We start from the raw sequence: 12505 nt of genomic DNA on the forward strand, positions 1-12505 counted from the left end.
ACGTCTGGATCAACCAACCCCCAACCCAACTGTCCCAGACAGCTTGATTCATTCCGTGCGACGGCAGGGTGGTTGGTTTCGGGCAGGGCGGCGACAAGGTCGGCAGGGAGCCGGCGCCCAGGCCAGGGCCGTGGCCCACTCACACTCCGGTTCATGGCTCAAACTCCGCCTCCTAACCTGGAGTTTGAAACCGAAGTGTGCGTGTCGCGGCCCTCGGTCAGAAGCTGCAGGAGTGGTAGGGGAGGGCGCTGGCGGCGGGGCGGTCGAGGAACCACCAGGTGTGGACGGAGCCCCGTACCACCCCGGCCGGAACGGTGGGGTCGCCGGCGACGGAGCGACGGACGGCGTCCGCCTTCTCGTCACCGGTCACCAGGAACCACACCTCGGCGCTGCGGTTGAGGGTGGGCACCGTCAGGCTGATTCGTTCGGACGGCGGGAAGGGTGAGTCGGTGACGCCGATCACCGGGTGACCGGCCGCCTCGAAGGACGGGTGGTCGGGAAAGACGGACGCCACGTGGCCGTCCGGGCCCATGCCCAGCAAACAGATGTCGAAGCCCGTCTCGCCCAACTCCTTGCCGTAGGACGCCGCGGCGGCCGCGCTGTCGGCCAGGCCGTCCGCGGCCGGCATGGGGTGGGTCAGGTCCGAGCGCATCGAGAGCTTGCCGGCGAGGATCGCCAGGACGTGACCCGCGTGGCGGTCCGGGTCCTCCGTCGCGACGAACCGCTCGTCGCTCCACCACAGCTCCAGGCGTTGGGTGTCGAGCGTGCTCGCGTCCAGCCGCTCGGTCAGCGCGGTGTACACCCGTGTGGCCGTCCGGCCCCCGGTCAGGCACAGCTGCACGACCTTCTCCGGATCGGCCCGCAGCGTCTCCAGCCGCTCCAACAGCCGTTCGGCCACGGCTTCCACGAGCTCGGTGCTGCTCGCGTAGCGCGCCACGGTCTCGACCCCGGCGGGTGCCACCGGCTCGGACGCCGACGCCTCCTCCGCCGCCGGCGCGGCCGGTTCCCCGGACGCCGCGGCCACCGACGCCTCACCCGGGCCCGTTCCGGCCCCGGGCAGGGCAGGTGGAACGGGAGGTGCCGAGTGATCGGCGGCGTCGGCGGTCATGCCTGCTCCTTGGTGCCGTTGCCGGCATGGGCGAAATCGGTCACGAGACTCTCCATCGCCGCAGAGAACACCGGGTCGTTGTCGAGGCGGCGCAGCTCCTCGGCCAGCAGCGCGCTGACCTCGCGGCGACGCAGCGCCACCTTGCGCGTCGGCCGGTCGGGCAGGGAGAAGGACGCCATCTTGCCGTCCGTGCGCGCCACGCTCACGTCGCCGGACGCCGTCGCCATGGTCACCGCCGTGACGCCGGGGCCCTCGGACACCACGAAGTCGACCGGGGCGTCCAGCCGCGAGCGGAGCCAGCCGGCGAGCAGCAGACCACCGGCGTTGTTCGCCGCGGCCTCCACGCAGGCGTGGGTCACGGTGTCGGTGTGCTGGTCGAGCGCCGCGGCGAGCAGGGCCCGCCAGGCGGTCAGCCGCGTCCACGTCATGTCGATGTCGCCCGGTCGCAGGCTCGCGGCGCGGGCCCGCAGGGTGGCCAGCGGGTCGGCCGAGCCCATGGCGTCCGTGATGCGCCGCTTGGCCAGCTTGCCGATTTCGTCCTCGGCGGGTGCCTCGGGGGCCGCCCCCGCCCACCAGGCGATCACGGGGGAGTCCGGGAGCAGCAGCGGCAAGAGGGTGGACCCCTTGTGCTGGGACAGCTCACCGTGGAACCGCAGCGCGATCAGCTCGCCGGGCATCGACTCGCCCAGGTGCAGCTCGGCGTCCAGCCGCGTGGAGCGCGACGAACCGTCGCCCACCAGGATGATGCGGGAGGGGTGCTCGCGCCCGGCCTCGACGCAGGCGTCGAAGGTCTCGTCGTAGTCGTCCGCCCCGGCGACGGCGATCAGGGTGAACACGGTGCTCGACGTCATGCCCAACGACTGGCGCACCTCGATGAGGGCGTTCTGGATCTGGGCGGACGTGGTGTCCTTCAGTGTCTTGATCACGGTGCCTCCTCAGGGCCTGCGCCAGGTGAAACCGTCACGTTCGAGCATCGTCCTGCCGGACGGCGGGCCCCAGGTGCCGGCCGCGTACCCCTCCGGCTGGTGGTCCTTGGCCGCCCAGTAGTCGAGGATCGGGTCGAGGATCATCCACGACAGTTCGACCTCGGTGTGCTGCGGGAAGAGCGGGGGGTCGCCGAGCAGCACGTCCAGGATCAGCCGCTCGTACGCCTCAGGGCTCGACTCGGCGAACGAGGCGCCGTAGGAGAAGTCCATCGTGACGTCGCGGATCTCCATCTGCGTGGCCGGCACCTTGGCGCCGAAGCGCAGCGTGACGCCCTCGTTCGGCTGGATGCGCAGCACCAACGCATTGGAGCCCAACTCCGCGGTGTCGGTGTGGGCGAACGGCAGGTGGGGGGCGGCGTCCATCATCAGGGCGATCTCGGTGACGCGCCGCGGCATCCGCTTGGCGGCCCGCAGGTAGAACGGGACGCCGGCCCAGCGGCGGTTGTCGATGTCGACGCGGAACGCCGCGTACGTCTCGGTCTGGGAGGCGGGGTCGATGCCGTCCTCCTCCAGGTACCCGCGGACGTGGCGTCCGCCCTGCCAGCCGGCCGTGTACTGCCCGCGCGCGGTGTGCGACTTCAGGTTGCGGGGGGCCCGGGCGGCGGCGAGCACCTTCTCCTTCTCCCGGCGCAGGTTGTCGGCCGCGAAGGACGTCGGCTCCTCCATGGCCACGAGCGCCATGAGCTGCAGGAGGTGGTTCTGGATGACGTCGCGGGCGGCGCCGATGCCGTCGTAGTAGCCGGCGCGCCCCTCGATGCCGATGTCCTCCGCCATGGTGATCTGCACGTGGGAGACGTAGTTGCGGCTCCACATCGGCTCGAACAGCTGGTTGGCGAAGCGCATCGCCAGCATGTTCTGCACCGTCTCCTTGCCCAGGTAGTGGTCGATGCGGAACACCGAGTCGGAGTTGAAGACGCTGGAGACGCGCTCCTCGAGCTCGCGGGCCGAGGCCAGGTCGTGGCCGAAGGGCTTCTCGATGACGACCCGGCTCCACGGCGTCCGCTTCGACTTGTCGACCAACTGGTGCTTGCGGAGCTGCTCGATCACCTGGTCGAAGCCGGACGGCGGGATGGAGAGGTAGAACGCGTGGTTGCCCTCCGTGCCGTGGTTCTCGTCGAGGTCGCGCAGCGTCTCGGCCAGGGTGAGGAACCCCTCGTCGTCGTCGAACGCGCCCGACACGAAGCGAACGCCCTCGTCGATCTGGCGGAACACCTCGCTGCGGTACGGCGTCCGCGCGTGCTGCTGCATGGCCTCGCGGACGTACTCGGAGAAGGCGTCGCGATCCCAGTCCCGCCGCCCGTAGCCGACCAGCGCGAAGCTCGGCGGCAGCAGACCGCGGTTGGCCAGGTCATAGATGCCGGGCAGCAACTTCTTGCGCGCCAGGTCACCGGTCACGCCGAACATGACCAGGGCGGCGGGCCCCGCGACCCGGGGGAGCCGGCGGTCCTGCGGATCGCGCAACGGGTTGGTGTAGGTGGAGGGCACGGTCAGGACTCTACCGGGGCGGGGGTTCAGGCGGTCGGGCGACCATCGGTTAGACTGCAGCGAGCGGGCGCGCGTGCCGGGCCCCGCCCCAAGGCCACCCGATCGGGGAGACACATGCACCAAGCCCACACGGAGGCGTACGCCGCGACGCGCGCCGACGCCTGGGAGGTCGTGAAGGCCTACGTGGGGCTCACCAAGCCGCGCATCATCGAGCTGTTGCTCGTCACCACCATCCCCGCCATGTTCCTCGCCTCGGGCGGTCTGCCGTCGCTCGGCCTGGTGCTGGTGACGTTCATCGGCGGGACGGCCTCGGCGGCGTCCGCCAACGTCTTCAACTCGGTGCTGGACGCCGACATCGACCAGCACATGCGGCGGACGCGGCGGCGTCCGATGCCGCGTCACCTGGTGGAGCCACGCGCCGCCTACGCGTTCGCCGTCGCGCTGGGGCTCGTCTCGCTGCTCCTCCTCGGCTTCGGCGCGAACTGGCTCTCCGCCGGGCTGTCGCTCCTGGCGATCCTCTACTACGTGTTCGTGTACACGCTGTGGCTGAAGCGCCGCACGCCGCAGAACATCGTGTGGGGCGGCGTGGCCGGCTGCTTCCCGCCCCTGATCGGCTGGACGGCGGTGACGGGCTCGGTGGCCTGGCCGCCGCTGATCCTGTTCGCGATCGTGTTCTTCTGGACGCCGCCGCACACCTGGGCGCTCGGCCTGCGTTACCGGGAGGACTACGCCCGGGTGGACGTGCCGATGCTGCCCGTGGTGGCCGACGCCGTGACCGTGACGCGACAGATGCTCCTCTACTCCGTGCTCACCGTGCTGACCAGCATGGTGCTGTGGCCGGTGGCGGGGACGGGCTGGCTGTACCCGCTGGTCGCCGGCCTGTGCGGTGGCTGGCTGCTCGTGGAGGCCGTCGCCCTCCAGCGCCGCGCCCGGGCCGGGCTGAGGGACGCCGCCCTGAACCCGATGCGCCTGTTCCACTGGTCCAACAGCTACCTCGCGATCGTCTTCATCGCCGCCGCGATCGATCCCCTGATCTTCTGACGCCGCCCCTGCAGCGGGCGACCTGTTGGTCCTCCTCCCACCCAGAGGGGCATTTGGACCCGAGGAAATGGCGCCATGGCGCCATTTCCTCGGGTCCACATGCCCGTCGGCGGCCCCGCCCCGACGCCGAGCGTTCACCCGCGCGTCGCCCGGCCGCCCCCCTGCGTTGGTCCGCAGGCAGTTGGCTGTCTGCCGCGCACCCATGACCGCACGAGGGGGAACCTGTCCATGCCCGAACGTCGACGCCTGCTCAACCTGCTCACGCCCGCTCCGATCCACGGCAACCGCTCCAGCCTGACCTGCCGCTTCAAGTGCGGTGACGCCTGCTTCCACGCGGTGCCCAACACCTCCGACAACGCCTACTTCGGCGACATCGCCGAGGCCGCGCTCTCGCGGCGCGGCGTCATGAAGGCGGGTCTCGTCGCCGCCGGGGGAGCGGCTTTCGCCGGCTCGTCGCTCGCGTCGTTCGTGACGGCACCGGAGGCCGCCGCGCTCACCACGCGCGGCCGGCTCCGTGGCCTCGGGTGGACGCCGATCGCTCCGGCCACCACGGACGCCGTGGAGACCCCGGACGGGTTCGACCAGGACATCGTCATCCGCTGGGGCGACCCGCTGTTCGCCGGGGCCCCCGCGTTCGACCCCCACGCGCAGACCGGCCCCAAGCAGGAGACGCAGTTCGGGTACAACAACGACTACCTGGGCTTCCTGCCGCTCAGCAAGAACGTCGAGCTGATGTGCGTCAACCACGAGTACACCGACGAGGTGCTCATGTTCGCCGGCTACGACGCGGCCAACCCCACCCGCGAGCAGGTCGAGGTGGCGTGGGCCGCCCACGGTCTGTCGGTGGTGGCCGTGAAGGGCAACCAGGGCAACGGCAAGCTCAAGCCCATCGTGGGCCACGGCCACAACCGCCGGTTCACCGCGACGTCGGAGTTCGCCGTCTCCGGGCCGGCCCGCGGCAGCCAACTGCTGCAGACGTCGGCCGACCCCAGCGGCTCGGTCGTCCGCGGCACGCTCAACAACTGCTCCGGCGGCCTGACGCCGTGGGGCACGTGGCTGACCGCCGAGGAGAACTTCAACCAGTACTTCGCGAATGGCGCCGCGGTCACCGATCCGCTCGGCAGCCGGGCGATCCGCCGCTACGGCATCCCGACGGGGGAGACCGAGCGCAAGTGGGAGCGTTTCGACGACCGGTTCGACCTCGCAGAGGAGCCGAACGAGGTGAACCGGTTCGGCTGGATCGTGGAGATCGACCCGTACGACCCCACCTCGACCCCGGTGAAGCGCACGCTGCTCGGCCGGTTCAAGCACGAGGCGGGCACCGCGGTGATCGACCGCCGCGGCCGCGCGGTCGTCTACTCCGGCGACGACGAGCGCTTCGACTACCTGTACAAGTTCGTGTCCCGCAAGAAGGTCAACCGCTCGGGCGGCTTCCGCGGCAACGCCGACCTGCTGGACTCGGGGACGCTGTACGTGGCCCGGTTCACCGGGGACTCCCCAGCCGCCGAGATCGACGGCACGGGCTCGCTGCCCTCCGACCGCCAGTTCGACGGCGTGGGCCAGTGGATCCCGCTGTGCACCGAGTCCGAGTCGTTCGTGCCCGGCATGAGCGTCGAGGAGGTGCTGGTCTACACCCGCCTCGCGGCGGACACGGTCGGCCCCACCAAGATGGACCGCCCGGAGGACGTGGAGACCAACCCGGTCAACCACAAGATCTACATGGCGCTCACCAACAACACCCAGCGTGGCACCGCCGGCAAGGCGGGCGTGGACGAGGCCAACCCCCGCAACGCCAACAAGCACGGCCACGTCATCGAGATGACCGAGACCGGCAACGACCCGGCCGCGACCACCTTCGCCTGGAACATCCTGTTGGTCTGCGGCGACCCCGCCGACCCGGCCACCTACTTCGGGGGTTTTGACAAGGCCCAGGTGTCGCCGATCTCGTGCCCCGACAACGTCACCTTCGACGAGCACGGCAACCTGTGGATCTCGACCGACGGCAACCAGCTGGGGGCCCACGACGGCCTGTACGCGGTGCCGCTGACGGGCCGGTACCGCGGCCAGGTGCGGCAGTTCTGCTCGGTGCCCACGGGCGCGGAGACCTGTGGCCCGTGGGTGACCGAGCGACGCGTGAACATCTGCGTCCAGCACCCGGGGGAGACGAACGACTCGACGTTCGAGAACCCTGCGTCGCACTGGCCCGACGGGGGAGGCTCACTGCCGCGGCCCGCGGTGGTCACGATGTGGCAGAACGGGAGGTCCGGCGCGCCGAAGCACCGCGGCGAGTAGGCCCCGCGCGGCCGCCGCGGGTCGGTGTCCCTCAGACGCCGACCCGCGGCCGGGCCGCGACGTCCGGCTCCGCCCCCGCGGGGGCGGGCGACGGCGTCCGCCGCGTCAGCAGCCACACGTGGCCCAACGCGGCGGTGAACACCGTGGTGCCGACCATGTGGGCCAGGACGACGCCCAGCGGCAGGTGCGTGAAGTACTGCACGTAGCCGATGAGACCCTGGAGCAACTCCGAGCCCAGCAGGATCAGCCAGAGGCGGCGCAGGCGCGCGTCCGACCACGCCCAGACGACGCCGAGCACGGTGAGGGCCACCAGCGCCCACACCGACCAGGCGTGGATCTTCGCCGTCCACTCCGTCGACAGGGCGTTGCGGGCGGCACCACCGTCCCCGGCGTGCGGGCCGGCCCCGGTGGTGACGACACCCAGCGCGATCACGACGATGCCGAGCGCGAACACCACCTCGGTCAACCTCGCCAGCCGCAGCGGGGCGAAGGCGGGGGCGGACGCGTACGCGTGGTGCACCAGCCACACGCAGGCCAGGATCAGGAAGACCGACACGAACATGTGCAGGCCGACGATCCACGGGTTGAGCTGCATCCGCACCGAGATGCCGCCGATGATGGCCTGCGCGATGATGCCAAGGCCCACCGCGAAGGCCGTCACGGGCATGCTCCGCCCGACGGCGCCACGGCGGAAGGCGCGCAGCGCCAGCACGAAGGTGACGAGGGCGATCGCGGCCAGCACAAACGTCAGCAGCCGGTTGCCGAACTCGATGGCGCCGTGGATGCCCATCTCGGGCGTGGGCACGTAGCTGCCGGGCTCGCACTGCGGCCAGGTCGGGCACCCCAGGCCGGAGCCGGTGAGGCGGACGAGCGCCCCGGTCCAGATGATCACCATGTTGGCGATGAGGGAGGCGATCGACCACCCCTTCAGGGCGCGGGATCGTGTCACATCCATCGGAAGGCCTTTCGAGCGAGGAACAGGCTGGCGGCCGTCCACACGGCCAGGGTCGCCAGGGGCAACGGATCGGTGCCGCCGGCCGCCCACGTGCGCAACGTCTGCCCCAGCGCCGCGAACGGCAGGGCGTGCAGCAGCGGCTGGGCGGCGGCGGGGTAGGCGGCCACGGGCAGCAGGACGCCCCCGCCGGCGGCCACGAGCAGGTAGACGAGATTCGCGGCGGCCAGGGTCGCCTCGGCGCGGAGCCGACCGGCCATCGCCAGGGCCAGCGCGGCGAATGTGGTGAGGGCGAGCAGCACGGCCGCGACAAGCACGAGCGTCTGCGCGACGGTCGGCGTCGGACGCCACCCCAGCGCCCCCGCGACCACGCCGAGCACCGCCACCTGCCCGGCGGCGATGGCCGCGACGGCGAGAGCCTTGGCGGTGACGAGGTCGCCGCGGGTGAGCGGGGTGGCGACGAGCCGCTCGAGCACGCCGTGGCGGCGCTCGAAGGCGGTGGTGATGGCGAGCGAGGTGAACGACGTCGACCACAGGGCCAGCGCCAGCACCGACGCCGGGAACGTGCGCGGGTCGAGCCCGACGCGTCCGCCGAACAGCTGCCCGGCGACGAGGATGCCGATGGGAATCACGAGGGCCAACAGCAGTTGCTCACCGTTGCGGAGCAGCAGGGACGCCTCCAGCGTCGCGTGGTTGCGGATGCGCGTGGCCCGCGGCGCGGGGGCGGCGGCGGGGGAGAGGTCGAGGCTCACGAGGCCTCCCGGGTGTGGCGCAGGAATGTCTCCTCCAGCGAGCCGTCGGCGGCCAGCTCGGCCACGGTGCCCGCGACGGTGACGGCGCCGGCGTCCATGATGAAGACGGTGTCGGCGAGCTGGGCGGCCTCGTCCATGGCGTGGGTGGTGAGCAGGACGGCGACGCCGGCGTCCGCGAGCTGCCGGACCAGGCCCCAGGCGCGGCGGCGGGCATGGGGGTCCATGCCCGCGGTGGGTTCGTCGAGCACGACGGCCTCGGGGCGCCCGACCAGCGCGCCGGCCAGGTTGACCGCCTGCTGCTGGCCACCCGAGAGGCGCCGGTACGGCGTGTCGAGGAACGAGGAGAGCGCCAGGGCGTCCACCAGGGCGTCCACGGGGTGCGGGTGGGTGTACAACGAGGCGAGGTGGCGCAGCAGCTCGCGCGGCTTCACGCCCGACCACGCGCCGGTGGCCTGCGGCATGAGGCCGAGGCGGGCGAGGGCGTCCGGGTGGCCGGCGGGGTGGCCGAGCACCGCGACGGTGCCCTGCGAGGGCGCGATGAGCCCGGTCAGACAGCGGATCGCCGTGGTCTTGCCGGCCCCGTTGGGGCCGAGCAGCGCGGTGACGCGCCCGGCGTCCGCGGCCCAGCTGAGGCTCTGCAGCACCGGCCGACCGCCCAGCGCGACGCGGACGTCGGTCATGCGTAGGGCGGGCTCGGTGGGCACCTGCCCAGTCTAGGACGCCGGCCCCCGCGCAACGGCGAGCCGGGCGGGTCAGCCGCGGATCTCCGGGACGCCGTTGTGGTCGGCCCGCACGCGCTCTGGGCTCGGCATGGGGGCGTCGATGCGCATGTGGTAGAACGAGCGCCACATGAAGAACAGCGCGGCGGCGAACGAGGCCGCGGCGAGCACGGCCACCACCACGTGCAGGTTCGACGCCTGCAGCGACACCGCCAGCTCGACGGCGAGCAGGCCGAACAGGGTGGTGAACTTGATGACCGGGTTCAGCGCCACCGAGCTCGTGTCCTTGTACGGGTCGCCCACGGTGTCCCCCACGACGGAGGCGTCGTGCAGCTCCGAACCCTTGGCGTCGAGGTCGACCTCCACGATCTTCTTCGCGTTGTCCCACGCCCCGCCGGCGTTGGCCATGAAGATTGCCTGGTAGAGGCCCACGATGGCGATGCTCACGAGGTAGCCGATGAAGAAGAACGGGTCGGTGAAGGCGAACGCCAGCGTGGCGAAGAAGACGCCGAGGAAGATGTTGAACATGCCCCGCTGGGCGTACTGGGTGCAGATCTCGACGACCTTGCGGGAGTCCTCCACCGACGCCTTGGTCACGCCGTCCAGCTTGATGTGGTCGGCGATGAACTCCACGGCCCGGAAGGAGCCGGTCGTGACGGCCTGGATGGACGCCCCGGCGAACCAGTGGACGACCGCGCCGCCGGTGACGAGCCCAAGCAGGAAGGGGGCGTACAGCAGGCTCAGCCGGTCGATGTTGGCGGTCATGCCGTCGGTGAGGCCCATCATGATCGAGAAGATCATCGTGGTGGCGCCGACCACGGCGGTGCCGATCAGCACGGGCTTGGCGGTGGCCTTGAAGGTGTTGCCGGCCCCGTCGTTCTCCTCCAGGAGGTGCTTGGCGCGATCCCAGACCGGGTCGAACCCGTAGGTGTCGCGGATCTCGGCGTCGATGCCCGGCAGGTCTTCGATGGTGGAGAGTTCGTAGATCGACTGGGCGTTGTCGGTGACCGGCCCGTAGGAGTCGACCGCGATGGTGACCGGCCCCATGGCCAGGAAACCGAACGCCACGAGCCCGAACGCGAACACGCCGGGGGCCACCATCAGGTCGCCCAGGCCCGTCAGGGAGATGAGGTACGCGACCGCCATCAGCGCCACGATGGCCAGGCCGAGCCACAGGCCGGAGAAGTTGCCCGCCACGAGCCCGGAGAGGATGTTGAGCGACGCCCCGCCCCGGTGGGACGACTTCACGACCTCCTGCACGTGCCGGCTCTTCACGGAGGTGAAGACCTTGACGAGCTCGGGGATCAGCGCGCCGGCGAGCGTGCCGCAGGACATGATCGCCGCCATCTTCCACCACACCGTGCCGTCGCCCAGGCCGCCGATGAGCACCAGCGAGACCAGGAACGTCACGACGATGGAGACCCCGGAGGTGATCCACACGAGCTGGGTCAGCGGCCGCTCGAAGTCGAGGTGGGCCGCCCGCGCGTCCCGACGCCGCGTGAGCGTGGTGCTGAGCCAGTACGAGCCCAGCGACGCCAGGATCATCGTGGCGCTCACGAAGAACAGCCAGCTCAGCAGCGTCGCCTGGGTGGCGGCGACGGCGTCCGCCGCCATCACAGTCGGGTTGACGGCGAGCATGATGAACGTCACGAGGGCGACGGACGTGACGCCGTAGGTCTCGAACCCGTCGGCGGACGGCCCGACGGAGTCGCCGGCGTTGTCGCCCGTGCAGTCGGCGATGACGCCGGGGTTGCGGGCGTCGTCCTCCTTGATCTTGAAGGCGATCTTCATCAGGTCGGAGCCGATGTCGGCGATCTTGGTGAAGATGCCGCCGGCGATGCGCAGCGCCGAGGCGCCGAGCGATTCGCCGATCGCGAACCCGATGAAGCACGAGCCGGCGATCTCACCGGGCAGCAGGAGCAGGATGGCGAGGAGCACGAACAGCTCCAGGCTGATCAGCACGGTGCCGATGCTCATGCCGGCGCGCAGGGGGATCTGGTGGACGGGGTACGGCCGCCCGCTGAGCGCGGCGAACGCCGTCCTGGAGTTGGCGAAGGTGTTGACCCGGATGCCGAACCAGGCGATGCCGTAGCTGCCCGCCATGCCGAGCAGGCTGAACGCGAGGATGATCAGCACCTGCCCCCAGCCGGAGCCGACGAGGAACTTGAAGTACACGAAGATGACGCTCGCGGTGAACGCCCACAGGATCAGCAGGAACGTCCCCTGCTGGCGCAGGTAGGCCTTGCAGGTGGCGTAGATCAGCTCGGAGACCTCGCGCATGGCCGCGTGCACGGGCAGGGTGCGCAGGCCGAGGAACTGCACGAGCCCGAAGGCCATGCCGCCGAGCGCGATGAGCAGCCCGACCGTCAGGAGCGTGCGGCCGTCCACCGCGCCGAAGAAGGTCGCCGAGGCGAGGTCGGGCAGCCGCAGGTTCGCCTCCCCGCCGCCGCCCGGGTGGCCCTCGGCCGGGACGCCGCCCGAACAGCCCGCCAGGACGAGGAGGCCGACGAGCAGCCAGAGGCGCTGGTGGCGTGTGCGACGGTGCATCGGTGGACCCCCGTGGTGTGTGGTGGGCGCGAACGACGCGGGCCGGGTGGGGCCGCGTCTGGCTGCACAATAGGGGCTCACGCCCGGTCCGGGGGCAACTCCGCATCGGTGGCGCGTCGCGGCGGGGGCCTGCCGCCGCGAGCGCGCCTCAGCGCGCCTCGGCCAGCCCCTGCGACGCCGCGGGGTCGGGCACCAGCCCGTCGGGGGCCTGCTCGGCGAAGTCGTCCGCGGTGAGCATGGGCGCGTCGATGCGCATCCGGTAGAACGAGCGCCACACGAAGTACGCCGACGCCACGAAGAACACGGCCGCGAGCACGTGCACCAGGACCCCCAGCCCCGCCTGGGCGAGCGACACCGCCAGTTCGACGGCGAGCAGGCCGAACAGGGTGGTGAACTTGATCACGGGGTTGAGCGCCACCGAGCTCGTGTCCTTGTACGGGTCGCCCACGGTGTCGCCGACGATGGACGCGTCGTGCAGGTCGGTGCCCTTGGCCGCCAGGTCGACCTCGACGATCTTCTTCGCGTTGTCCCACGCCCCGCCGGCGTTGGCCATGAACACGGCCTGGTAGAGGCCGAACAGCGCGATCGAGACGAGGTAGCCGATGAAGAAGTACGGCTCGACG

General features: G+C 71.2%; 10 protein-coding genes. 2 read left to right on the top strand and 8 right to left on the bottom strand.

Translation table 11 applies throughout. From position 1 onward, the window contains the following. Positions 1-217: 217 nt before the first annotated feature. Genes pgl through zwf form a run of 3 tightly spaced genes read right to left on the bottom strand, consistent with a single transcriptional unit; the run spans position 218 to position 3585 of the window. Complete coding sequence (gene pgl, locus IFY26_RS12635) at positions 218-1108, bottom strand: 6-phosphogluconolactonase (protein ID WP_232549368.1); 891 nt, start codon at positions 1106-1108, stop codon at positions 218-220. Continuing rightward, positions 1105-2034 carry a glucose-6-phosphate dehydrogenase assembly protein OpcA gene (locus tag IFY26_RS12640; RefSeq protein WP_232549369.1) on the bottom strand — a complete coding sequence of 310 codons (930 nt, stop codon included), beginning with the start codon at positions 2032-2034 and terminating at the stop codon, positions 1105-1107. The genes pgl and IFY26_RS12640 overlap by 4 nt, the downstream gene beginning before the upstream one ends. A gap of 9 nt (positions 2035-2043) precedes the next feature. After that, a complete protein-coding gene (zwf, locus tag IFY26_RS12645) occupies positions 2044-3585 on the bottom strand; it encodes a glucose-6-phosphate dehydrogenase (protein WP_232549377.1) in 1542 nt (513 codons plus the stop codon). A gap of 108 nt (positions 3586-3693) precedes the next feature. Between zwf and IFY26_RS12650 the strand changes: the two genes are divergently transcribed. Continuing rightward, complete coding sequence (locus IFY26_RS12650) at positions 3694-4620, top strand: heme o synthase (protein WP_232549370.1); 927 nt, start codon at positions 3694-3696, stop codon at positions 4618-4620. Between the two features lie 228 nt (positions 4621-4848). Beyond that, positions 4849-6912: a PhoX family protein gene (locus tag IFY26_RS12655; RefSeq protein WP_232549371.1), complete on the top strand. Its 2064-nt coding sequence runs from the start codon at positions 4849-4851 to the stop codon at positions 6910-6912. A gap of 31 nt (positions 6913-6943) precedes the next feature. Here the strand turns inward: IFY26_RS12655 and IFY26_RS12660 are convergent, their stop codons facing one another. The 5 genes from IFY26_RS12660 to IFY26_RS12680 form a co-directional block, all read right to left on the bottom strand. Next, positions 6944-7867, bottom strand: coding sequence for a COX15/CtaA family protein (locus tag IFY26_RS12660; protein ID WP_232549372.1), 924 nt, complete (start codon positions 7865-7867; stop codon positions 6944-6946). Beyond that, positions 7858-8616 carry an ABC transporter permease gene (locus IFY26_RS12665; RefSeq protein WP_232549373.1) on the bottom strand — a complete coding sequence of 253 codons (759 nt, stop codon included), beginning with the start codon at positions 8614-8616 and terminating at the stop codon, positions 7858-7860. The genes IFY26_RS12660 and IFY26_RS12665 overlap by 10 nt, the downstream gene beginning before the upstream one ends. Then, on the bottom strand, positions 8613-9296 hold the full coding sequence (locus tag IFY26_RS12670) for an ABC transporter ATP-binding protein (protein ID WP_269779497.1): 684 nt from the start codon (positions 9294-9296) through the stop codon (positions 8613-8615). Before IFY26_RS12670 ends, IFY26_RS12665 begins: the two co-directional genes overlap by 4 nt. Before the next feature lie 72 nt (positions 9297-9368). Then, positions 9369-11882: a sodium-translocating pyrophosphatase gene (locus tag IFY26_RS12675; RefSeq protein WP_232549375.1), complete on the bottom strand. Its 2514-nt coding sequence runs from the start codon at positions 11880-11882 to the stop codon at positions 9369-9371. Between the two features lie 148 nt (positions 11883-12030). Further along, the coding region (locus IFY26_RS12680) for a sodium/proton-translocating pyrophosphatase (protein ID WP_232549376.1) at positions 12031-12505 on the bottom strand (475 nt) is incomplete at its 5' end.

It is taken from the genome of Propioniciclava soli (genome assembly GCF_014858005.1).
GTDB lineage: Bacteria > Actinomycetota > Actinomycetes > Propionibacteriales > Propionibacteriaceae > Propioniciclava > Propioniciclava soli.